Raw genomic sequence first — 23323 nt, 5'->3', positions numbered from 1 at the left:
ATCAGATCTACTCCCCCAGCGCCCGCCGGATCTCCACCAGCGCATTCGGGTCCTCAATCGTCGTTAAATCCCCCGGATCCCTCCCCTCACAAATCGCCTGCATCGCGCGCCTGAGCATTTTGCCGGATCGCGTTTTCGGCAACTGTGAAACAAAGTAAATTCGCGCTGGTCGCCCGAAGTGACCAATCTGGTCATCCACCCGGTGCTGGATAGCCTGTTCTTCCTCCTGCGCCACATCACGCAGTAGCAAGCTGTCGCCCTGTTTGGGGATAACAAACGCCACGGCTACCTGCCCTTTTACCGCATCCTTTACGCCCACCACCGCGACTTCCGCGACGTTACCGTAGCCGGAGATACTTTCTTCAATCTCGCGCGTGCCGAGGCGGTGTCCGGCGATGTTAATCACATCGTCCGTGCGCCCGAGGATAAAGTAATAGCCGTCATCATCCCGAATCCCCCAGTCAAAGGTCGCGTAGACCGGGCGGTCGAACAGCGACCAGTAGGTATTGACGAAACGCTCATCATTGCCCCAGATGGTCTGAATACAGCCCGGCGGTAGCGGCCCTTCAATCACCACCATGCCCTTTTCATTCGCCGCGCACTCCTGGCCGGTATGTTCGTTGAGCAGTTTAACGTGATAGCCAAACATCGGCACGCCGGGGCTGCCAAGGCGTGTCGGGCGATCGCTCAACTCGCGGGCGATGGCCATAATCGGCCAGCCAGATTCCGTCTGCCAGTAGTTGTCGATGACAGGGATGCCCAGCGTTTCGGTCACCCAACTGGCGGTCGGTTCATCCAGCGGTTCCCCGGCGAGATACAGCACTTCAAGCGACGAAATATCGTGATTACGAATTTGCGCGGTGGGGAATTTTTTCAGCACACGGATAGCGGTAGGCGCGGAGAACATCCGGCTAACCTGATATTTTTCAACGATCTTCCACCAGACGCTGCAATCCGGCCAGGTCGGTGTACCTTCAAACACCACCGTCGCCATGCCCGCCAGCAGCGGCGCATAGACGATATATGAATGCCCCACTACCCAGCCAATATCCGAGGTGCAGAAGAACACGCCGCCCGCTTTACCGCCAAAAATCGTCGCCATCGTCGTTGCCAGCGCCACGGCATAACCGCCGACATCGCGCTGAACACCTTTCGGTTTACCCGTCGTGCCAGAGGTGTAGAGAATGCAGGAGGTTTCGCTCGATTCTAACCAGACAACCGGCACCTGAGCATCAAGATGCTGCGCTCGCAGCGTCGCGTAATCCACATCACGTTCAGCCACGCACTGCATCGGTGCCAGCCCACGGTCTACCAGCAGCACCCGTTTTGGCGGATATTCGGCGAGAGAAATCGCATCATCAAGCAGCTTTTTGTAGGGGATCACTTTTCCCCCGCGCGATCCGCCATCCGCTGAGACGATCAGCACCGGGCGCGCATCATCAATCCGTGCGGCGAGGCTGTGCGAGGCGAAACCGCCAAACACCACCGAGTGGATCGCGCCAATGCGGGCGCAGGCCAGCAGCGTAATATGCGCTTCGGCGATCATCGGCATATACACCAGCACCCGGTCGCCGCGCGAAACGCCAAGCGTTTGCAGCATCGCCGCCGTGCGATTCACCTCGGCGTGCAGTTCGCGAAAGGTAAATGTTCGCTCCTCGCCGGTTTCCGCCGACACAGCAATCAGTGCCAGCGCTTCCGGCTGCGAAGGTAGCCAGCGATCGATCGCGTTATGGCACAGGTTGGTCTTGCCGCCGCAAAACCAGCGGGCAAACGGCGGATTGTCATAATTGAGGGGGCGCGTAAACGGCGTTTGCCAGTCAATGCGCCGGGCCTGCTCGGCCCAGAATGCCTCCGGGTCGTTAATCGACCGCTGATAGAACGTCTCATAAGACATGGAAGTCTCCTTCTGAACGGATCAGATGACGAACAGATCAAGGAACGCGTTTACCGGCATCTGCTCCAGGCGCTGTCTGTCCAGCGAGGCCTCCAGAATGCGTTGCTGCTGACGCGCCGGGAACTGGCGTGCCAGGTTGGTTTTAAATTTCTCAATCAGCAGCGGGATCCCCTCTTCACGGCGACGGGCGTGACCAATCGGGTACTCCACTACCACTTCCTCAAAGCGGCTACCGTCCGAAAATTCGACGGTTAAGGCATTGGCAATTGAGCGTTTTTGCGGGTCGTGATAATCGCGGGTAAACGCCGGATCTTCATGGCAATGGGTTTTGGCACGCAGAATATCAATGCGCGGGTCGCAGGCGATGTTCTCTTCGTAATCTGCGGCGGTGAGACGCCCGAACAGCAGCGGGATCGCCACCATATACTGGATACAGTGATCGCGATCGGCAGGGTTAGTGAGCGGCCCTTTTTTGTCGATAATGCGGATACAGGCTTCATGCGTGCGAATAGTCACGCGCTCAATATCCGCCGCGGTTTTCCCCGCAGTAGCCATTTTTTGATGCAATGTCATCGCGGCTTCCACGGCGGTCTGCGAATGGAACTCCGCCGGGAAGGAGATTTTAAACAGCACGTTCTCCATCACGTAGCTACCGTAAGGGCGCTGGAAGCGGAACGTTTCCCCTTTAAAAGAGACATCGTAGAAGCCCCATGTTTTGGCGGTCAGCGCCGTGGGATACCCCATTTCACCGGTCTGCGCCATCAGCGCCAGCCGCACCGCGCGCGATGTGGCGTCACCCGCCGCCCAGGATTTCCGCGTGCCGGTGTTCGGCGCATGGCGATAGGTTCGCAGCGACTGCCCATCAACCCACGCCAGCGACACGGCATTGAGAATTTCGTCGCGACTCAGGCCGAGCATCTCAGCCACCACCGCCGTCGAGGCCACTTTCACCAGCAGCACATGGTCTAACCCGACTTTATTGAAGGCGTTTTCCAGCGCAATGCAGCCCTGAATTTCATGCGCTTTAATCATGCCCGCCAGTACTTTCTGCATAGTGAGCGGCGCTTTACCCGCCGCCACCGCATTGCGCGACAGCCAGTCGGCCACTGCGAGAATACCGCCAAGGTTATCGGACGGATGCCCCCACTCTGCCGCCAGCCAGGTATCATTGAAATCCAGCCAGCGGATCATCGCGCCAATATTGAATGCCGCCTGCACCGGGTCGAGCTGGAACTGCGTACCCGGCACTTTTGCGCCGTTGGGCACCACCGTTCCCGGCACAATCGGCCCCATCAGTTTTTTACACGCCGGATACTCCAGCGCTTCCAGCCCGCAGCCCAACGTATCAAGCAGGCAATAATGCGCGGTGTTCCACGCAACGCTGGAATCAATCTGGTAATTCATCACGTAATCCACGATATCGACGATTTCCTGGTCGAATTCCACACGAAGATTGGTAATCGGCTGAGACATGTTTGTTTTCCTGTTTTCGTTATTGTCAGAGGTAAGCATATGAATTACTGGCGATTTTCCAGTGCGACAAACGGTTTATCTTCCGGACCGGTATAGTTGGCGGACGGGCGGATGATTTTATTGTCCTGGCGCTGTTCAATGACATGGGCCGACCAGCCCGTTACGCGCGCCATCACAAACAGCGGCGTGAACATCGCGGTGGGGACGCCCATCATGTTGTAGGAGACCGCCGAGAACCAGTCGAGGTTGGGGAACATCTTTTTGGTTTCCCACATCACCGTTTCCAGGCGGTCGGCGATGTCATACATCTTCATGGAACCCGCTTCACGGGAAAGCTGATGGGCGATGGTTTTGATCACCTGATGGCGCGGGTCGGAAATCGTATACACCGGATGACCAAAGCCGATAACCACTTCTTTGTTGTCGATGCGGCGGCGAATATCCTGCTCGGCTTCATCCGGCGTTTCATAGCGTTGTTGAATATCGAGCGACACTTCATTGGCCCCGCCGTGCTTCGGCCCGCGCAGCGCGCCAATCCCACCGATAATGGCGGAATAGATATCCGAACCGGTTCCGGCAATCACCCGCGAGGCGAACGTTGAGGCATTAAACTCATGTTCGGCGTAGAGAATGAGCGACGCGTGCATCGCCTTCACCTGGCTTTGCGGCGGTTTATGGCCGTGCAGCAGGTGCAAAAAATGGCCGCCGATGGAGTCGTCATCGGTTTCCGGCTGAATACGCTCACCGTTGTGGCTGTAGTGATACCAGTAGAGAAGAATGGAGCCGAGCGACGCCAGTAGCTTATCCGCGATATCACGCGCGCCGGAAACCGAGTGTTCCTCTTTCTCCGGCAATGTACAGCCCAGCGCAGAGACGCCGGTGCGCAGCACATCCATGGGGTGCGACGCCGCTGGCAGCGATTCCAGCACGATGCGTACGTTGGCAGGCAAGCCACGCAGCGCTTTCAACCGCGTCTTATACGCGTGCAACTCATCGCGATTGGGCAATTTGCCGTGAATCAGCAGATACGCCACCTCTTCAAACTCGCAGTGCTTCGCAAGGTCGAGAATGTCATAGCCGCGGTAGTGCAGATCGTTACCGCTTTTGCCCACGGAACAGAGGGCGGTATTTCCGGCAGGCACCCCGGAGAGCGCCACGGATTTTTTCGCTTTTGTGGCAGTCGTGTTTTGCAAAATGGTCGCTTCGCTCATACTGGCCTCGTCTTATTATGGATGTGTAGGGTAAAACCGATTACTTGCCGCGTTTGCTGGCAAACAGGGCGTCGAGTTTCTCTTCAAACTGGTAGTAGTTGATGCTTTCGTAGAGTTCGCTGCGGGTCTGCATGATGTCGATAACGCTCTTCTGCGTGCCTTCCTGACGCAGTACGTTGTAGACCTGTTCTGCGGCGCGGTTCATGGCGCGAAACGCCGACAGCGGATACAGCGCCATCGCCACGTGCGCACTGCGCAGTTCGTCGGTGGTGAACAGCGGCGTGGCGCCAAATTCGGTGATATTGGCAAGAATCGGCACCTGTACCGCATCGGCAAACTGGCGATACATCGAAAGCTCAGTGATGGCTTCCGGGAACAGCATGTCGGCCCCGGCTTCGATATACGCGCGGGCGCGTTCGATGGCCGCCTCCAGCCCTTCCACCGCCAGCGCATCGGTGCGCGCCATAATCACAAAGTCCGGGTCGGTACGGGCATCCACGGCGGCTTTAATGCGATCGACCATCTCTTCGGTTGAGACAATCTCTTTATTCGGGCGATGGCCGCAGCGTTTTGCCCCTACCTGATCTTCAATGTGCAGCCCTGCCGCACCGGCCTTACTCACCGATTTCACCGTGCGCGCCACGTTAAAGGCCGAAGCGCCAAACCCGCTGTCGACGTCCACCAGCAGCGGCAGCGAGCAAACATCCGTAATACGCCGGATATCGGTCAGCACATCGTCCAGCCCGGTGATGCCTAAATCGGGCAGGCCAAGCGACCCCGCCGCCACGCCGCCGCCGGAGAGATAAATCGCCTGAAATCCGGCCCGCTGCGCCAGCAGAGCGTGGTTAGCGTTGATAGTGCCTGCGATTTGCAGCGGCGTTTCTTTACTCAGCGCCTGACGGAACGCCTGACCCGGTGATTGAGTGCTCATGCACACCTCTTTGTTGTTTAAATGTTATTTTTGCGTAACAGCAAAAGAGCAAGCGATGTGCCAGAAGGGCTGCGTCAGTTCACAAAAATCAAAACAGCAGAATATTGATAATAAAATCATCATGTTGAATATTTACTTTCTCGCTATCTCGCTTAAGCATGAGGGTAAAGCGCTTCAGCTAACGTTTCAGAGATTGTTTCACCCTTCTATTTTGAAACATTCATGAAACACAACTACAACAGATCAGGTCACCTTCATTTGAGTGCGTTGTCATGACCGATAACATCACGCCAGCTGCAAAACCGGTTATCTGGACCGTCTCAGTAACGCGCCTGTTTGATCTGTTCCGCGATATCAGCCTTGAGTTCGACCATCTGGCAACAATCACGCCGATTCAGCTCGGTTTTGAGAAAGCGGTGCAGTACATCCGCCAGAAACTGGCCACCGAACACTGCGACGCAATTATTGCTGCCGGTTCGAACGGTGCGTATCTGAAAAGTCGCCTCTCGGTGCCGGTTATCCTGATCCGCCCCGGCGGATTTGATCTGTTACAGGCGCTGGGCAAAGCACGCCGCGTCGCCGATCGGATCGGCGTTATCACCTACAAAGCGCCGCTGCCTGCCCTGCAGGAGTTTCAGAAAAGCTTCCAGCTGCCGCTTGAACAGCGCAGCTACGTCACCGAAGAGGATGCCCGTAGCCAGATAACCGAATTAAAAGCCTCCGGGATCCGCGTGGTGGTCGGCGCGGGATTAGTAACGGAACTCGCCGAAGAGGCCGGGCTGGCGGCAGTTTTTCTCTATTCAGCCGCCACGGTGCGCCAGGCGTTCAACGATGCGCTGGATATGACCCGCTTTTCGGCCACCATCCGCAGCAGCGCCCAACGCGACACGCTGCGAACCCGCTACGGCCTGGGCGATCTGGTGGGGGAATCGGCAATAATGGAACAGGTGCGCCGAACGATTCTGCTCTATGCGCGATCCCCGGCGGCGGTGTTGATTGAAGGCGAAACCGGCACCGGGAAAGAGCTGGCGGCGCAGGCGCTGCATCAGGAATATTTTGCCCGCCATCGTCCGCGCGCGGGCCGCGGCTCGCCGCCCTTTGTGGCGATCAACTGCGGGGCGATTGCGGAGTCGTTGCTGGAAGCCGAGTTGTTTGGCTATGAAGAAGGCGCGTTCACCGGCTCGCGGCGCGGCGGGCGCAGCGGCCTGCTGGAAACGGCCAACGGTGGCACGCTGTTCCTCGATGAAATCGGCGAGATGCCGCTGCATCTGCAAACGCGTTTACTGCGCGTGCTGGAGGAAAAGCGCGTGACGCGCGTCGGCGGGCAGCAGCCGCTGAACGTTGAGTTTCGTGTCATCAGCGCGACGCATTGCGACCTGCAACAAGCCGTCGCCGAGGGGCGTTTCCGCGCCGATCTCTTTTTCCGCCTCAGCGCTCTGCGCCTGCGCGTACCCGCCCTGCGCGAGCGCGGCGACGATATCGCGCTTCTGGCACGACGCTACCTGACGCAATCGCTGGCGACGCTGGATTCGCCGCTGAGCGATACTCTGAATCACCGCATCGCCCTCTGCCTGCCGCCGTTGTTGCGCTACGCCTGGCCGGGCAACATTCGCGAACTTCGCAACCTCTGCGAGCGCCTGGCGCTGTTGCTCAGTAGCGATATGGTCAGCGATGAGCGGGACCTTCCCGCACTGCTGCCAGAGCTGTATGACGCGGGAAACACGCTCACATTTGCGCCGTCAGCCCTCGATGCGCTGGCACAGTGTGGCGGCGATCGCAGCGCCGCCGCGCGTTATCTGGGCGTCAGCCGCACCACCTTCTGGCGACGGCTGAAAGAGGAACAGGCGCGCTAAATCGCCACCAGCCCGCGCACGCCCTGCGCCTCCATTTCATCACCGCGCCCGCGCTGGATAATCGCTCCGCGCGACATCACCAGATAGTTATCCGCAAGCTCGGCGGCAAAGTCATAAAACTGCTCCACCAGCAGAATCGCCATGTCGCCGCGCCTGGCGAGACTTGTGATCACCGCGCCAATCTCTTTGATCACCGACGGTTGAATCCCTTCTGTAGGTTCATCAAGAATCAGCAGTTCCGGGCGACAGGCGAGCGCGCGGCCAATCGCCAGCTGCTGCTGTTGCCCGCCGGATAAATCACCGCCGCGTCGCTGTTTCATTTCACGCAGCACCGGAAAGAGCGCATAGATCTCTTCCGGTACCGCTTTTGCGTCACGCCCGGAGAAACGCGCCAGCCCCATCAACAGGTTCTCTTCTACCGTCAGACGCGGGAAGATTTCGCGCCCCTGCGGCACATAAGCAATCCCCTGCTGCACGCGCTGATGCGGCCTCATCCCGTTAATCACCTTTCCTTTCCAGCGGATCTCGCCAGATTTCGCCGGAATAACGCCCATCAGACATTTCAGCAGCGTGGTTTTGCCCACGCCGTTGCGCCCTAACAGACAGGTGATTTCCCCCGGCGTGGTGTCGAACGACAAGCCGCGCAGAATGTGGCTGCCGCCGTAATATTGATTAAGATCCTGAACCTGCAACATATTAGCGCCCCAGATAAACGTCGATAACCTGCTCGTTGGCCTGTACGTCGCGCAGCGAGCCCTCCGCCAGCACCTGCCCCTGATGCAGCACCGTCACGTGGTCGGCGATACTCTCGACAAAGCCCATATCGTGCTCAACCACCATCAATGAGTGCTTTCCTGCCAGCGTCCGAAACAGTTCGGCAATGTATTCCGTTTCTGCATCCGTCAGCCCGGCGGCGGGTTCATCCAGCAGTAACAGATGCGGCTCCTGCACCAGCAGCATGCCAATTTCCAGAAACTGTTTTTGCCCATGGGATAACAACCCCGCCGCGCGCTGGCTGGAGTCGGTAAGGCGCAGCAGATGCAACACCTCATTGATGCGATCTCGCTGCTCGCCGCTGAGTTTAGCGCGCAGGCTGTGCCACACGGATTTATCATTTTTCTGCGCGATTTCGAGATTTTCCAGCACCGTCAGCGCTTCAAACACGGTGGGTTTCTGAAACTTGCGGCCAATCCCCGCGCGAGCAATCTCAACGGGCGATAAGGTGCGCAGGTCGATAGTCTGATCGTAAAAAATCCGCCCGTTATCCGGCTGGGTTTTCCCGGTGATCACATCCATCAACGTGGTTTTACCCGCGCCGTTAGGGCCAATCACGCAGCGCAGTTCCCCCACGCCAATCGACAACGAGAGATCGGTTAACGCGCGAAAGCCGTCAAAGGTGACGTTGATCTTTTCCAGTTGCAGCACCGGGTCGGTTTTTCCACGATAGCGATCCTGCGGCAATGGCTGGGTAAAAAGGGAATCAGTCATGCTTCCTCCGTTTGAGCAGGCCAATCACGCCGCGCGGTAAAAACAGGGTCACCAGAATAAACATCAGGCCAAGGAAAAAGAGCCAGTAGTCAGGGAACGCGACGGTAAACCAGCTTTTCGCACCGTTCACAATGCCCGCGCCCAGCACCGGGCCAATCAGCGATCCGCGACCGCCGAGCGCCACCCAGATCGCCGCTTCGATAGAGTTAGTGGGCGACATTTCGCTGGGGTTGATAATGCCCACCTGCGGCACATACAGCGCCCCCGCCAGCCCACACAGCACCGCTGACAGCGTCCAGACGAACAGCTTGAATCCGCGCGGGTCGTAACCACAGAACATCAGGCGATTCTCCGCATCGCGCACACCGGTCAGCACCCGGCCAAACTTGCTGCGGGTGATCGCCACGCCGATCGCCAGCGCCGCCACCAGCAGCAACACGGTAGCGATAAACAGCGCGATGCGCGTGCCCGTCGCCGACACCGGAAAGCCTAAAATCGTGGTGAATCCCGTAAAGCCGTTGTTGCCGCCAAAACCGGTTTCGTTACGGAAAAACAGCAACATACCGGCGTAGGTCAGCGCCTGAGTCATGATCGAGAAGTAGACATCTTTGATGCGCGAGCGGAAAGCGAAGTAGCCAAACAGCAGCGCCAGCAGGCCAGGCACCAGAACGATCAGGCACAACGCCCAGGCAAAGTGCTGGGTACCGGCCCAGAACCACGGCAGTTCCGTCCACGAGAGAAACGACATAAAGGCGGGTAAGCCATCGCCCGCGGCCTGGCGCATCAGGTACATGCCCATCGCGTAGCCACCCAGGGCGAAGAACAACCCGTGTCCAAGCGAGAGCAGACCGGCGTAACCCCACACCAGATCCAGCGCCACGGCGACGATCGCATAGCACAGGATTTTGCCCATCAGCGTAAGCGTGTAGGTTGAAACCGCCAGCGGATGCGCCGCAGGCAACAGCGCCAGAAAGGGCAGAATCAGCAGCACGATGAAAATCAACGCGCCGAGTGCGCCCGACACACGCGGCGCGCGGCGGGCTAAAGTCAGTGTCAGTGGCTGGCTCATCAGTCAATCACCCTCCCTTTGAAGGCAAACAGCCCCTGCGGCCGCTTCTGGATAAACAGCACAATCATCACCAGGATGGCGATTTTCCCCAGCACCGCGCCAAGCTGTGGTTCGAGGAATTTATTCAGCACGCCCAGCCCCAGCGCGGCCACCACGGTGCCCGCCAGTTGCCCAACGCCGCCAGTCACCACCACCAGGAAGGAGTCGATGATGTACCCCTGCCCCAGCTCCGGCCCCACGTTGCCCAACTGGGATAACGCCACGCCGCCCAGCCCGGCGATGCCGGAACCCAGCCCAAACGCCAGCATATCCACACGCCCGGTCGGCACGCCGCAACAGTCCGCCATCCGGCGATTCTGTGTGACCGCCCGCACGTTCATTCCGAGACGGGTTTTATTGAGCAGCAGCCAGGTCAGCGCCAGCACGCCCGCCACGAAAACGATCACCGCAATCCGGTTGTACGGCAGCACCAGATTCGGCAGCGCGTTCCAGCCGCCCGATAACCACGCCGGGTTCGCCACTTCCAGGTTTTGCGTGCCAAATATCACGCGCACCAGTTGAATAAGCATCAGGCTGATCCCCCACGTTGCCAGCAGCGTTTCCAGCGGGCGCCCATACAAATGGCGAATAATCGTACGCTCGAGCAGCATGCCCATCACGGCGGTAATGGCGAAAGCCACCGGCAGCGCCGCCAGAGGGTAAAGCGCCAGCCAGTCCGGCGCGTAACGGGCAAAGAAATCCTGCACCAGCCAGGTGGCGTATGCGCCCAGCATCAGCATTTCTCCGTGCGCCATATTGATGACGCCCAGCAGGCCGTAAGTAATGGCAAGGCCTAGCGCCGCCAGCAGCAGAATCGAGCCCAGCGATAAGCCGCTAAACGCCAGCCCCAGCCACTCACCCCATTTCAGGCGCTGCTGGATCTGTTTCAGGCTATCGGCCGCCGCGTCGCGCACTGCCGCATCCGGTTCATTTTCTGGCTGCGTGAGTCGGTTCAGACTCGCCTGAACCTGGGGATCGCTGGCCTCGCCCAGTAATTTCACCGCCTGCAAGCGCTGGGCTGGACGGCTATCGGTTAACTGTAATCCGGCAACCGCGATACCCAGCGCCTGATGTACGGCGTCATTTTTCTCTGCGGCCAGACGTTGGCTGAGGAACGGTAACTGATCTGCCTGCGCGCTGGTCTGCAACGCCTGCGCTGCCTGCAACCGTACGGCGTCGTCCGGGCTCACCAGTTGATGCGCCGACAGCGCACTGGCGACCAGCCCACGCAGACGGTTATTCATAAACACTTTTTTCGTCGCGCCAGCGGGCGCAGCGTCGCCCTCCAGCGGCGTGAGTTTGCCCTGCTGCTGTGAAAAAAGCTGGCCCTGGCTGTCCATCACCACCGTTTCACGGCTCAACGCCTGTAACAGCGTCAGGCGGGAAGCGTCCGGCGTTTGCGCCCACTGTTGCAGCAACTGCGCCTGCTGGCTGCGGTTCGCCTTGCCGTAATCTTCAGCGGGACCGGCCAGCGCCGAGGTTGCCATCAACAGACAGCTAATAAAAAGAGAGCTTAAAATTTTCATCGTGTCGGTGTCTTCTTTTGTGGCCCGACAACGCCGGGCCAGCCAACCGTTGGCAGAGGCGTCATCCGCCCCCGCCGCTGCGATTATTTACCGCCCGTCTTCACCGGACTTTCCGATTTTTTGTCATTGCCCGGAATGTACGGGCTCCACGGCTGCGCGCGCACCGGTTGTTCGGTCTGCCACACCACGTTGAACTGCCCGTTATCTTCGATTTCGCCAATCATCACCGGTTTATGCAGATGGTGGTTGGTGGCATCCATGGTGAGGGTGAAACCGCTCGGCGCAGAAAACGATTGATTCGCCATCGCTTCACGCACTTTATCCACATCCGTGGTGCCCGCTTTTTCCACCGCCTGCGCCCACATATGAATACCGACATAGGTCGCCTCCATCGGGTCGTTGGTCACCACCGTATCGGCGTTCGGCAACTTATGCGCTTTGGCATAGGCGCGATAATCCGCCACGAATTTGGTGTTCACCGGGTTGCTGACCGATTCAAAGTAGTTCCACGCGGCCAGGTGGCCCACCAGCGGTTTGGTGTCGATGCCGCGCAGCTCCTCTTCGCCGACGGAGAACGCCACGACCGGCACATCGGTGGACTTAATGCCCTGATTGGCGAGTTCTTTATAGAACGGCACGTTGGAGTCACCGTTAATGGTGGAGATCACCGCCGTTTTACCGCCTGCGGAGAATTTTTTGATACTGGAGACAATGGTCTGATAGTCGCTGTAACCAAACGGCGTATACACCTCTTCAATATCTTTATCCTGAACGCCTTTTGAATGCAGGAACGCGCGCAGAATTTTGTTGGTGGTGCGCGGATAAACGTAGTCGGTGCCCAGCAGGAAGAAGCGCTTCGCCCCGCCGCCGTCTTCGCTCATCATGTACTCGACTGCCGGGATCGCCTGCTGATTCGGCGCCGCCCCGGTGTAGAACACATTTGGCGACATCTCTTCGCCTTCGTACTGCACCGGATAGAACAGCAAGCCGTTCAGTTCTTCAAATACCGGCAGCACCGATTTGCGCGACACCGACGTCCAGCAGCCAAACACCACGGCGGCTTTATCCTGGCTCAGCAGCTGGCGCGCTTTCTCCGCGAACAGCGGCCAGTTTGACGCGGGGTCAACCACCACCGGTTCCAGTTTTTTACCCAGCACGCCGCCTTTGGCGTTGATTTCATCAATGGTCATCAGCGCCATATCCTTTAATGGCGTTTCTGAAATCGCCATCGTGCCGGAGAGCGAGTGCATGATGCCGACTTTAATGGTGTCTGCTGCGTATGCCTGTAACGAGAAGCCCATGCTCAAAAAGGTCGCGGAGAGGGCAAAAGCTTTCAGTAAAGAACGTCTTTTCATCACTAAACCCCTAAATAATATTGATTAATGTCTCCGCACATGCGGAGCGGGAACGTCTTACAACCTGGCCTGCTGGAGCCGGTGCAGGGTAATTTTCCTGACCTCGGCTTTACTCTGTGAAATGTGTTCTGTCAGCAGGCGCTGCGCCTCTTCCCTTTGCTGACGCAGCACCGCCTGCAATATGCGCGCATGCTCCTGATAGGTGGCATCCACGCGGTCCTCGCGGGTGAAGTCGAGATGGCGAATAATGCGAATCTTTTCCGTCAGCTCGATATGCACGCGCACCATTTCTTCGTTGCCGCTGGCACGTACCAGCGTGGTGTGGAAAGCCTCGTCATGGCGTGAAAGAGTTTTGCCGGGCGCCATGCGCGGTGCCTCTATCCAGAAATCCACCAGCGGTGCGAGATGGTCCTGGCACATCGCGGGCGGCATGTCGCACAGGCGCTTAACTGCTTCACACTCCAGTACGATGCGAAAGTCGTACAGCGCTTCGAACCAGGCGAAATCAAACGGCTTCACCTGCCAGCCGCTCCGGCTGTACACCTGCACGTAGCCCTCCTGTTCGAGACGAAACAGGGCCTGGCGCACCGGTGTGCGGCTGGCGGCCATTCGCTCTGAAATCTCGCTTTCGCTGAAATGCTCACCGGGCATCAGGCGAAAATCGAAGATGTCGTTTTTCAGCGCGTGATAAATTCGCTCGCCAAGGCCGGGACTACGCTTGCTGCTTTCCATTACGCCTCCTTACGCCAGCCACAACAGCGCATCGCCGGGGCTCACCGGGTGGCCCGGCTGACAGCCGATGCGTTTCACGGTTCCCGCCTGAGGGGCGTGGATCGCCAGCTCCATTTTCATCGCTTCGACGATGATCAGCGGCTGCCCTTCGGTCACCTCATCGCCCGGTTTCACCAGCACTTTCCAGATGTTGCCGTTCATATCGCCGGTCACGGCAAAGGCATCATCGTCGGCTTCCTCGATGACAACCGGGTGCGGGCGCTCTGCGTCGACGGCTTGTTCATCCATCTGCCAGCGCGCGACTTCGCCTTCGAAGGCCAGCGCCTGCTTCTCTCGGAAGTCTCGGATCTCCTCGGCGTTGGCCTCAAGGAAGCGCAGATGTTCAGCAAAATCGAACTCGCTCTCTTCGATGCGCACGGCGGCGCGGCCTTCGCGGAAATCATCACGCAGTTGATTGAGTTCGCTTTCGCTGACCGGATAGAAGCGCACCTGGTCAAAGAAGCGCAGCAGCCAGGGCTCGCCCGCCGAGAACTGACGGTTTTTGAGGAATTTATTCCAGATAGGCAGCGTGCGCCCCACCAGTTGATAACCGCCGGGAGAGTCCATGCCGTAGATACACATATACATGCCGCCAATGCCGACCGTGCCTTCTGCGGTAAAGGTACGCGCCGGGTTGTATTTCGAACTCAACAAGCGGTGGCGCGGGTCAATCGGTACAGCGCAGGGAGCGCCGAGGTAAACATCGCCCAGCCCGAGGATCAGATAGCTGGCATCGAAAATCGTGTCACGCACCGCCTCGCGGCTCGCCAGCCCATTGATGCGCTGGATGAAATCAACGTTATTCGGTAACCATGGCGCGCTGGCGCGAACCGTATCCTGATAACGGCTGACGGCATCCAGCGTCGCGGTATCTTCAAAAGCCATCGGCAGCCAGACGATGCGCGACGGGACTTTCATTTCGCTGACATCGCCCATGTGCGACTCCTGCTCCAGCAGAATCGCCACCAGCGCCTGCTGGCTGATTTCACGGCTGTCGTAGCGCACCTGTAGCGAGCGCACGCCCGGCGAAAGCTCTTTAATGCCCGGATGCGATAAATCGTTCAGCCGCGCCATCAGCAGATGCACGCGCAGGCGCAGTGCCAGATCGAGGACGTTGTCACCGTATTCAATCAGGATGTAATTATCTCCCGCCTGGCGATAGACGATGGCGGGCGTTGTCGCGCTGGCAGGCAACGACACCAGCGCCGTCGCCGAGACGCCATCACGCGCGGCCAGCGATGGCACGGCGAATGTCGTCAGATGGCTGGACTGGAGCGTGTCGATCGTGCGATCCATCGCCTTTTCCCGTGCAACCGCGTCTGCCACGCTTATAGGGTAGAAGCGAATCGTGTCGCCGGGCTTCACCTGCCCCACTTTCCACAGCTCCGCTTTGGCAATGGTGACCGGGCAGACAAATCCTCCCAGGCTCGGCCCATCGCGCGTGAGGATCACCGGGAAGTCGCCGGTAAAGTTAATCGCACCAATGGCGTATTCGCAGTCATGCACGTTGGAGGGGTGCAACCCGGCTTCGCCGCCATCCGGGCGAGTCCATTCCGGTTTTGGGCCGACCAGTCGCACACCGAGGCGGTTAGAGTTGTAATGCACCTGCCATTCGCTGGCGAAAAAGTCATCAATCGATTTCTGACTGAAGAAATCCGGCGCGCCGTGCGGGCCATACAGCACGCCGATGCGCCAGCTATCGCCATATTCAGGCACCAGCGACGCGGCCAGCGCCTGCGGTTCGCTCACCGGCGCAGGCGTGGTGCAGGCATTCAGTTCCGGCCGCGAAACGGGCAGCAGATCGGCCACTTTCAGCGTGCGTCCGGCGTGGCCGCCAAACTGCCCCAGGGCGAAGGTGGAACGGCTTCCGAGGTACTCCGGGACATCAAAACCGTTACGCACCGCGAGGTACGCGCGACACCCCGCTTTGGCGCGCCCAAGGCTGAGGGTCTGCCCACGCTTAACCGTGACCGGCTGCCAGAGCGGCACGGGAGTCTCATCCAGCAGCGCCTGACAATCTGCCCCGGTGAGGGCAATGACCGCGTCCGTGTGAAAACGCAATACCGGCCCCTGAAGCGTGAACTCCAGCCCGGCGGCGGTGTGATGGTTACCGACGATGCGGTTCGCCAGTCGAAAGGCGTAATCATCCATTGGCCCGGAGGGCGGTACGCCAATATCCCAGTACCCCAGACGCCCCGGATAATCCTGAATGCTGCTCCAGGTGCCCGGTTGCAGCACTTCAATCACCGGAGATTCTGCTTCCACGCTATCGAGCCAGCGCGTCCAGACGCGGCCTTCCGTAAACGCCTCGCTGGAGGTTATCTGGCGCAGATAATCGAGATTGGTAGTAATGCCGTGCAACCGCGTGGCGTTCAGCGCCTGCGTCAGTTTCTCCAGCGCCGCCTCGCGGGTATCCGTATGCACGATCAGCTTGGCGATCATCGGGTCGTAAAATGCAGAGACTTCACTGCCTGTCGCCACGCCGCTGTCAATGCGCACTCCGTCCGGGAAAGCAACTTCCGTTAGCACGCCGGGGCTCGGCTGGAAGTTCTTTAGCGGGTTTTCCGCATAGATGCGCACTTCCATCGCCGCGCCCTGTGGGGCCTGAGCCAGACGTGCCCAGTCGATGCTTTCGCCTGCGGCGACGCGCAGCATACACTCCACCAGATCAAGCCCGGTAACGCACTCGGTTACCGGATGCTCCACCTGCAAACGGGTGTTCACTTCGAGGAAATAGAACGCGTCCTGCTCGGGGTCGTAGATAAATTCCACCGTACCTGCGCTGCGGTAATTCACCAGCTTGCCCAGCTCAACGGCGGCCTTCAGGAGTGCTTCGCGCGTGGCCTGCGGCAGATTCGGCGCAGGCGTCTCTTCAACCACCTTCTGATTGCGCCGCTGAAGAGAGCAGTCGCGCTCGCCCAGGGCGACAACATTGCCGTTGCCATCGCCAAAGATCTGCACTTCGATATGACGGGCGCGATCGATACAGCGCTCAATAAACACGCCAGCATCGCTAAAGAACTGTTCGCCGAGACGACGCACGCTCTCCCACGCCTGCACCAGCGCCTCTGGGTCGGCGCAGCGTGTGAGGCCGATACCGCCGCCACCCGCCGTACTTTTGAGCATCACCGGAAAGCCAATGTTCTGCGCGGCGTTTAGCGCCTCTTCAACAGTGTCCAGCAGCCCGGTTCCCGGCGTCATCGGCACGCCCGCCTGCGCCGCCAGTTCGCGCGCCCGGTGCTTTAACCCGAACTCGCCAATCTGCTGCGCCGTTGGGCCGACAAACGCGATGCCCGCCTGCTCGCAGGCATCGGCAAATGCCAGGCTTTCCGAGAGAAAACCGTAACCCGGCCAGATAGCCTGCGCCCCGCTTTCCTGCGCGGCGGCGATGATTTTGTCGATGCGCAGATAGCTGTCGCTGGCTTTCTCTCCGCCCAGCGCCAGCGCGATATCCGCCTGCTTGACGTGTTCCGCGTTTTTATCCGCATCGGAATAGACCGCGACGCTGGTGATGCCCAGCCGCTTTAAGGTACGCATCGCGCGGCAGGCAATTTCCCCCCGGTTAGCAATCAGGACAGTGTTAAACATGATGCGTCTCCTTACGGCCAACCCAGTGGCGCCAGCCTTTGAATTCAGTGATATCGGTGGCGTCATTCAGTGCCGCCGGTTCGCAGATAAAGCCTTTCACCCAGCGCCCATCGGCCAACTCCAGTGAGCCAATCCCCAGCGGTGCGGGAATTTCAGCGACAAACTCGCCAAAGCGCGCCAGCGGGATATCCCACAGCTCCACCTGAATCGCCGCGCCGTCGGCATCGCGCGCAATGCCGGGTTTCGGCGGCTGTGTATTCGCCAGCGCAAAAAGCCGATAGCGGGCGGCAGTTTCTGTCGCCTCAACAAACACCGCATCGCGCTGAGTCAGCTGGAAGTTAAGCGGCATACCGCGCAGATGTGCGCCGACCACGGCGACGCGAACGTGATGCTCTGAAAGCGGTAACGATGGAGAGATAGCCGGGAAGGCGTGCCCGGTCGCGCCGAGCGGCAGAGCCAGCTGTTGCTGCCAGCGGCGGCCAAAATCGGCCAGCGCACGGTCATGCCAGGCCGGGGCAAGCAACGTGATGCCAGCGGGTAAGCCATCTGCCCGGAACGGGGCCGGCAGCGCGAGGGCGCTGAGATCGGCAAGGTTGGTGAAATTGGTGTAAGTGCCGAACTGCGAATTAAAGCGAATGGGCTCGCGCGCCATATCCGCCAGGGTGTGTATGGTCGGTGACGTCGGCACCACCAACGCATCAACCTCAGCAAGCGCGGTCTGAATCTTGCGTGCCAGCTCCGCCCGCAGATATTCGGCTTTAAAAGCCTCAACGGCGCTGTAATTCAGACCTGCGGCGATGATGGTATGGACGGTGGGGTCCATCTGCTCCGGGTGATTCAGCGTATCGCCCACCGCCACGGTGCGCTCGGCCACCCACGGGCCCTGGTAAAGCTGTTCCGCAAGTTGATAGAACGCGGTGAAATCGATGGGCTTTAAGGTCACGCCGCTTTCGCGTAGCGCACCGAGCGCCGCCTGCCAGGCCTGCTCTGCCGCGCTATCGTCAAAGAACACCAGCGCGTCGGGAATGGCGAGTACCGGGTTTTGCGAAAAAGTCGCAGGCGCAGTAGCCGGGTTGCTTCGGGAATAGGCATCTTCGGAGTCGAACCCTCCGGCGAGCGTGGCAACCTGCCAGGCGTCATCCACCGTCAGGGCAAACACCGAAAGCGTGTCGTTCAGACGACAGGCCGGGAAAACACCGGTCGCGGAAAGCCAGCCTTTGGTCGGCTTCAGCCCGACAATATTGTTGAACCCGGCGGGTACGCGGCCAGAACCTGCGGTGTCAGTGCCTAATGCAAACGGCACCAGCCCGCGCGCCACCACCGACGCCGAGCCGGAGCTGGAACCGCCGCTCACATAATCGGGGTTAAAGGCATTCGCGACCGCCCCGTAGGGAGAGCGCGTGCCTACCAGCCCGGTGGCGAACTGGTCCAGGTTAGTTTTACCGATAAGGATCGCCCCCGCCGCTTTCAGTTTCGCTACGGCGATAGCGTCGCGTTCCGCGACGGTGGCAATCGCCGGGCAGGCCGCGGTGGTCGGCCAGCCAGCGGCATCGACGTTGTCTTTAATCGCAAAGGGAATACCAAACAGCGGATAACGTTCTGGCTGCTGCTGGTAGTGCGGCAACAGAGCATCTATTTGCTCGCGAACCTGCGTTTCACTGGCAAGCACGATCCACGCATTATCCTGCGCAGTCAGAGACTGAAGGTGGTCATTTAATAAGGCAAATACGTTGTCACTATTACGCGCAATGGCCTGTTGCCATTCGCTAACTGTTTTTCCGGTCATCACTGCCATGTTGGAATTCCTGTTGGTATACAAGATGGAATTCGTATAGCAACCGGCATGCCAAATAATTAACTTGTTGTTTTAAAATAAATTAATTTATTCTCCTTATTATTTATAAGAATTAACTGCACCCTTTCAGAACATGCATGAGCGATAACTGTGCAAATATTCATCAGTAAAAATAATGGCCAATACAGACAGCGAAAAGATATTCCAATGAATAACGGACTTTCATTTTTAACGCATCGCAATGCGATCCGCGCTGAAAAAACAGCAATTAATCACGCAAATCGCCACGGCAAAGAGGAATTTCAACTAAGGTTTTCATCAGGTTGATTGCAGCGCTCCTGCTGTTTGCCGAAATGGAGAAAACCGATGAAGAACATTGCTGCGCATCCTGTTGCGCGCCATACCCTGACGTTAAGCGCCCTGCTGCTGGCCTTTGCCGCACAGGCGCAGGAGGAGTACCCGGCCTCCCCTGATATTCTGCTTGGGCCACTGTTTAATGATGTGCAAAGCGCGAAACTCTTTCCCGATCAAAAAACCTTTGCCGACGCGGTGCCTAAAAGCGACCCGTTGATGATCCTCGCGGATTACCGCATGCAGAAGAGTCAGACCAGCTTCGACCTGCGCCACTTTGTAGAGATGAACTTTGCGTTGCCGCAGGCAGGCGAAACCTATGTGCCGCCCAAAGGGCAAACCCTGCGTCAGCACATTGATGGCCTGTGGCCAGTGCTGACCCGCACCAGCGAAACGGCGGAAAAATGGAGTTCCCTGCTGCCGCTGCCAAAACCGTATGTGGTGCCCGGCGGGCGTTTTCGCGAGGTGTATTACTGGGACAGCTACTTCACCATGCTTGGCCTGGCGGAGAGCGGGCACTGGGATAAAGTGGCCGATATGGTGGCGAACTTCGCTTATGAAATCGACACCTGGGGGCATATCCCCAATGGCAACCGCAGCTACTATTTAAGCCGTTCGCAACCACCATTTTTCTCGCTGATGGTTGAGTTACTGGCAAAACATGACAGCAACGCGCTGAAAACCTATCTGCCGCAGATGGAAAAAGAGCACGCGTACTGGATGGACGGCGCAGACAGTCTTCAGCCTGGCGATGCCAACAAGCGAGTGGTCAAACTGCGCGACGGTACCCTGCTCAACCGCTACTGGGATGATAACGATACGCCACGTCCGGAATCGTGGCTTGATGACGTGACCACGGCGAAGAAAAACCCGAATCGCCCCGCCACGGAAATCTACCGCGACCTGCGCTCCGCCGCCGCATCAGGGTGGGATTTCAGTTCGCGCTGGATGGATAACCCGCAGCAACTGGGCACCATTCGCACCACCAGCATCGTGCCGGTCGACCTGAACGCGCTGATGTTTAAGATGGAAAAACTGATCGCCGAAGGGAGCAAAGCCGCGGGCGATACGGCGAAAAGTAACCAGTACGATACCGAAGCTAACGCGCGTCAGAAAGCCATCGAAAAATATCTGTGGAACGATAAAGAGGGCTGGTATGCCGATTACGATCTGAAGTCGCACAAGGTACGTAATCAGCTCACGGCTGCCGCCCTGTTCCCGCTGTACGTGAATGCCGCTTCGCATGAGCGGGCGACGAAAATGGCGGCGGCGACGCAGAGCCGGTTGTTAAAACCCGGCGGCATTACCACCACGACCATTAACAGCGGGCAACAGTGGGATGCGCCAAACGGCTGGGCGCCGTTACAGTGGGTCGCTGTGGAAGGGTTGCAGAATTATGGTCAGGAGAAAGTGGCGATGGACGTCACCTGGCGCTTCCTGAGCAACGTGCAGCACACCTACGATAAGGAGAAAAAACTGGTGGAGAAATATGATATTACCTCCACCGGGACGGGCGGGGGCGGCGGTGAATATCCGCTGCAGGATGGCTTTGGCTGGACCAACGGCGTGACGCTGAAAATGCTGGATTTGATTTGCCCGAAAGAGAAACCGTGCGATACGGTGCCGGACGCGCCGGTTCAGGCGGCGAAGTAATGCCGGATGGCGGCTGCGCCTTATCCGGCCTACGCGACTCTGTAGGCCCGGTAAGCGCAGCGCCACCGGGCAATCATCAAAACGTATAACTCGCCCCCACCTGCACCGTACGATCGCGGCCAATCCAGCAGTTGGTGCTGTCGTAGCAGCTGAAGGTTTCTTTGTTGGTCAGGTTCTGCGCGCTGGCCTTCAGCATCAAGCCGTTCAGGCTGCTGTCGATAGCCGACATATCGTACGATACCGCCATATCATACTGCGTCGTACCGCCCAGCTTGCCTTCGTTATTGGCCGGAGAAATCTCCATCGGCCCGGTGTAGCGCACGCCCGCACCCACGGTGAAACCGCTTAATACGCTGCTGTCAAAGGTGTAGTCCCCCCACAGGTTAAACGCGTTTTCCGGCACCTGCGTCGGTCGCTTACCTTCGTAAGTTTCATCCTCGGTGTTGATAGCGTGCGTGTAGGCGTAGTTGGCAATCAGGTTGATGTTGTCCGTTGGACGACTCACGACAGAGAGCTCTGCGCCTTTCGATTCAATCTCCCCCGTCTGGCGGTAGTTCCAGCTGGGGTCCGCGCTCACCACGTTTTTCTGGCGAATATTAAACACCGACGCGGTAAAGGTCGTCGCGTATTCTGCCAGCAGGTATTTGACGCCGCCCTCCACCTGTTTGCTGGTGGTCGGTTTCACGTCCTGCGCGGTCAGGTTACCGCGCGGCGATACCGGCAGGAAGCCTTCTGAGTAGCTGATAAACGGTGACAGACCATTATCAAAGGCATACAGCGCGCCCAGGCGTTTAGTGACGCGATCCTGGGAGATCCACGCTTTTTGCTGGTCATTGAGATAATCCGTGGTGGCAGACTGGTACTCATCATAACGAATGCTGCCAAGAATATTCAGGCCGCCGAACTCCACCTGATCCTGGAAGTAATACCCTTTCTGGTTGTAAGAAAGACGATTTTTCTGCGCGGTGTAGAGCCCTAAATTATCACTGGTGATCTGCGAGTAATCCGGATGCAGCATATCGATGCCCGGCGTGGTCGAGGCGTAGCGATAGTTATAGTGCGAATTCAGTTTCTGGTAATCGAACCCCGCCAGCAGGTGATGCTGCCAGTCGCCCAGCGCGAAAGTTTTGCTGACCTGGTTATCGATATTAAAGCTGTGCAGATCTTCATCGGTGGTATAGGCAAAGCGGTTCAGTTCATACACGTTCGCACTACCCGCATTCCCGGTGGAATAGGCGCTGCGCTGGTGAGTATCGATGTCAAAATAACGCGCTTTCTGGGCGATGCCCCAACCGCTGTCGAATTCATGCTCGAAGCTGTACCCCACCATCCACTGGCGCTGTTCGAAACCGCTCCACTTATCCCCCGCAAAGTCGCGACGCCCGGCGTAGCTGGAACGCAGATACGAAAGCGGCAATGGATTGGACGGCGTCAGGCTCGGCGTGTTTTGCGCCAGCGCGTCAATCGTCAGGCGGGTTTTATTATCGGGCTGCCAGGTGACGCTCGGCGCAACCAGATAATCTTCGTAACGCGTAGTATGGGGCTGGTCATCGCCTTCACGTGCTTTGCCCAGCAGGCGGTAGCTCCAGTCGCTGTCGAGGATACGCCCGGTGGAATCCAGATATCCCTCTTTCAGGTTGCGCGTGCCGGTGTTAAACCCCACTTCCGTACGTTGTTCGGTTTGCGGTTTTTTCCCCTGAATATTCACCAGACCACCCGGCGAACCGTTGCCATAAAGCACCGAGGAAGGCCCCTTCAGAATATCCACGTTTTCAATCAGCAGCGGGTCAATACGCGCTTTGGTGTTGCCATTGACGTTATAGGGCAATTGCAGGCCGTTATAAAATTCATTGTCGACGGTAAAGCCACGAATTTTATATTCGCTCATGTAGCTGGTGCTGCCGCGCACTTCCGTCGAGACGCCCGGTGCATAACGCAGAATTTCATTGACCGAGTTGGCGTGACGTTGGGTAATTTCTTTCTCACTGATGGTATTGATAACCTGCGGCGTTTTGCTCTCCGCGACGGCGGATTTGGTGGCGCTGTTGGTCCATGCGGGCAGTTCACTGCTCCCCTGTGAACCGGTGACGACCATAGTGGTTTCAGCGTTGTCGGCCACGGCCGGTGTGGCGAGAGCAAGTGCAATCATTCCCGAGAGCGTACGATAGGCGAAGCGCATAATGTTTGTCTGACCAATAATTAGAATAAAGAATGCTAATTATTCTCATTTTTATTTAACGCGCAATAGGCAGATACACAGAGTCTGGAAAATTTGTGGGGAATCAACAGAAAGGAAGTATAGCGGCCCCGAATGGGGCCGTAGAAG

General features: G+C 58.3%; 15 protein-coding genes. 2 read left to right on the top strand and 13 right to left on the bottom strand.

Annotated elements, in window-relative coordinates:
- Window positions 1-7: 7 nt before the first annotated feature.
- The 4 genes from prpE to prpB are packed head-to-tail and all read right to left on the bottom strand — an operon-like array spanning window position 8 to window position 5509.
- Complete coding sequence (prpE, locus tag G163CM_RS04550; RefSeq protein WP_231827062.1) at window positions 8-1894, bottom strand: propionate--CoA ligase; 1887 nt, start codon at window positions 1892-1894, stop codon at window positions 8-10.
- 21 nt (window positions 1895-1915) lie between these two features.
- Window positions 1916-3367 carry a bifunctional 2-methylcitrate dehydratase/aconitate hydratase gene (locus tag G163CM_RS04545; RefSeq protein ID WP_231827061.1) on the bottom strand — a complete coding sequence of 484 codons (1452 nt, stop codon included), beginning with the start codon at window positions 3365-3367 and terminating at the stop codon, window positions 1916-1918.
- Window positions 3368-3411: 44 nt separating this feature from the next.
- Window positions 3412-4578, bottom strand: a complete 1167-nt coding sequence (gene prpC / locus G163CM_RS04540) for a bifunctional 2-methylcitrate synthase/citrate synthase (RefSeq protein WP_231827060.1) — start codon at window positions 4576-4578, stop codon at window positions 3412-3414.
- 40 nt (window positions 4579-4618) lie between these two features.
- Complete coding sequence (gene prpB / locus G163CM_RS04535) at window positions 4619-5509, bottom strand: methylisocitrate lyase (protein WP_231827059.1); 891 nt, start codon at window positions 5507-5509, stop codon at window positions 4619-4621.
- 272 nt (window positions 5510-5781) lie between these two features.
- Between prpB and prpR the strand changes: the two genes are divergently transcribed.
- Window positions 5782-7362 (top strand): propionate catabolism operon regulatory protein PrpR, encoded by a 1581-nt coding sequence (gene prpR / locus G163CM_RS04530; protein ID WP_231827058.1) that lies wholly within the window; start codon window positions 5782-5784, stop codon window positions 7360-7362.
- Here the strand turns inward: prpR and urtE are convergent.
- The 8 genes from urtE to atzF all read right to left on the bottom strand — a co-directional run bounded on the left by urtE (window position 7359) and on the right by atzF (window position 18993).
- Window positions 7359-8057, bottom strand: coding sequence for an urea ABC transporter ATP-binding subunit UrtE (urtE, locus tag G163CM_RS04525; RefSeq protein ID WP_231827057.1), 699 nt, complete (start codon window positions 8055-8057; stop codon window positions 7359-7361). The genes prpR and urtE overlap by 4 nt on opposite strands.
- Before the next feature lies 1 nt (window position 8058).
- A complete protein-coding gene (urtD, locus tag G163CM_RS04520; protein ID WP_015964112.1) occupies window positions 8059-8850 on the bottom strand; it encodes an urea ABC transporter ATP-binding protein UrtD in 792 nt (263 codons plus the stop codon).
- Entirely contained in the window at window positions 8843-9919 is a 1077-nt protein-coding gene (gene urtC, locus G163CM_RS04515) for an urea ABC transporter permease subunit UrtC (protein ID WP_231827056.1), read from the bottom strand. Before urtC ends, urtD begins: the two co-directional genes overlap by 8 nt.
- Window positions 9919-11484 (bottom strand): urea ABC transporter permease subunit UrtB, encoded by a 1566-nt coding sequence (gene urtB, locus G163CM_RS04510; RefSeq protein WP_231827055.1) that lies wholly within the window; start codon window positions 11482-11484, stop codon window positions 9919-9921. Before urtB ends, urtC begins: the two co-directional genes overlap by 1 nt.
- 83 nt (window positions 11485-11567) lie before the next feature.
- On the bottom strand, window positions 11568-12839 hold the full coding sequence (gene urtA / locus G163CM_RS04505; RefSeq protein WP_231827054.1) for an urea ABC transporter substrate-binding protein: 1272 nt from the start codon (window positions 12837-12839) through the stop codon (window positions 11568-11570).
- A 57-nt stretch (window positions 12840-12896) separates the two neighbouring features.
- Window positions 12897-13571 (bottom strand): GntR family transcriptional regulator, encoded by a 675-nt coding sequence (locus tag G163CM_RS04500; protein ID WP_231827053.1) that lies wholly within the window; start codon window positions 13569-13571, stop codon window positions 12897-12899.
- Window positions 13572-13580: 9 nt separating this feature from the next.
- Complete coding sequence (gene uca, locus G163CM_RS04495) at window positions 13581-17198, bottom strand: urea carboxylase (RefSeq protein ID WP_231827052.1); 3618 nt, start codon at window positions 17196-17198, stop codon at window positions 13581-13583.
- Window positions 17191-18993, bottom strand: coding sequence for an allophanate hydrolase (gene atzF / locus G163CM_RS04490; protein WP_231827051.1), 1803 nt, complete (start codon window positions 18991-18993; stop codon window positions 17191-17193). The genes uca and atzF overlap by 8 nt, the downstream gene beginning before the upstream one ends.
- Window positions 18994-19359: 366 nt before the next feature.
- Here atzF and G163CM_RS04485 point away from each other — a divergent pair, with 366 nt between their 5' ends.
- Window positions 19360-20997 carry an alpha,alpha-trehalase gene (locus G163CM_RS04485; protein ID WP_231827050.1) on the top strand — a complete coding sequence of 546 codons (1638 nt, stop codon included), beginning with the start codon at window positions 19360-19362 and terminating at the stop codon, window positions 20995-20997.
- A gap of 76 nt (window positions 20998-21073) precedes the next feature.
- Here the strand turns inward: G163CM_RS04485 and G163CM_RS04480 are convergent, their stop codons facing one another.
- The gene (locus tag G163CM_RS04480) at window positions 21074-23176 is read right to left on the bottom strand and encodes a TonB-dependent siderophore receptor (RefSeq protein WP_231827049.1); all 2103 of its coding nucleotides are present in this window, start codon (window positions 23174-23176) and stop codon (window positions 21074-21076) included.
- Between the last annotated feature and the right edge of the window lie 147 nt (window positions 23177-23323).

The organism is Pseudocitrobacter corydidari, assembly GCF_021172065.1.
GTDB classification, from domain to species: domain Bacteria; phylum Pseudomonadota; class Gammaproteobacteria; order Enterobacterales; family Enterobacteriaceae; genus Pseudocitrobacter; species Pseudocitrobacter corydidari.
The sequence above is the reverse complement of the archived record's forward strand: the minus strand, read 5'-3'. Positions and strand labels throughout refer to the sequence as shown.

What these genes read in the sequence shown, in the direction of transcription:
- prpE (WP_231827062.1), bottom strand. Translation starts at nt 1,894, where the DNA reads ATGTCTTATGAGACGTTCTATCAGCGGTCGATTAACGACCCGGAGGCA.
- atzF (WP_231827051.1), bottom strand. Translation starts at nt 18,993, where the DNA reads ATGGCAGTGATGACCGGAAAAACAGTTAGCGAATGGCAACAGGCCATT.
- urtE (WP_231827057.1), bottom strand. Translation starts at nt 8,057, where the DNA reads ATGTTGCAGGTTCAGGATCTTAATCAATATTACGGCGGCAGCCACATT.
- prpC (WP_231827060.1), bottom strand. Translation starts at nt 4,578, where the DNA reads ATGAGCGAAGCGACCATTTTGCAAAACACGACTGCCACAAAAGCGAAA.
- prpR (WP_231827058.1), top strand. Translation starts at nt 5,782, where the DNA reads ATGACCGATAACATCACGCCAGCTGCAAAACCGGTTATCTGGACCGTC.
- uca (WP_231827052.1), bottom strand. Translation starts at nt 17,198, where the DNA reads ATGTTTAACACTGTCCTGATTGCTAACCGGGGGGAAATTGCCTGCCGC.
- G163CM_RS04500 (WP_231827053.1), bottom strand. Translation starts at nt 13,571, where the DNA reads ATGGAAAGCAGCAAGCGTAGTCCCGGCCTTGGCGAGCGAATTTATCAC.
- urtC (WP_231827056.1), bottom strand. Translation starts at nt 9,919, where the DNA reads ATGAGCCAGCCACTGACACTGACTTTAGCCCGCCGCGCGCCGCGTGTG.
- urtA (WP_231827054.1), bottom strand. Translation starts at nt 12,839, where the DNA reads ATGAAAAGACGTTCTTTACTGAAAGCTTTTGCCCTCTCCGCGACCTTT.
- prpB (WP_231827059.1), bottom strand. Translation starts at nt 5,509, where the DNA reads ATGAGCACTCAATCACCGGGTCAGGCGTTCCGTCAGGCGCTGAGTAAA.
- G163CM_RS04545 (WP_231827061.1), bottom strand. Translation starts at nt 3,367, where the DNA reads ATGTCTCAGCCGATTACCAATCTTCGTGTGGAATTCGACCAGGAAATC.
- G163CM_RS04480 (WP_231827049.1), bottom strand. Translation starts at nt 23,176, where the DNA reads ATGCGCTTCGCCTATCGTACGCTCTCGGGAATGATTGCACTTGCTCTC.
- urtD (WP_015964112.1), bottom strand. Translation starts at nt 8,850, where the DNA reads ATGACTGATTCCCTTTTTACCCAGCCATTGCCGCAGGATCGCTATCGT.
- urtB (WP_231827055.1), bottom strand. Translation starts at nt 11,484, where the DNA reads ATGAAAATTTTAAGCTCTCTTTTTATTAGCTGTCTGTTGATGGCAACC.
- G163CM_RS04485 (WP_231827050.1), top strand. Translation starts at nt 19,360, where the DNA reads ATGAAGAACATTGCTGCGCATCCTGTTGCGCGCCATACCCTGACGTTA.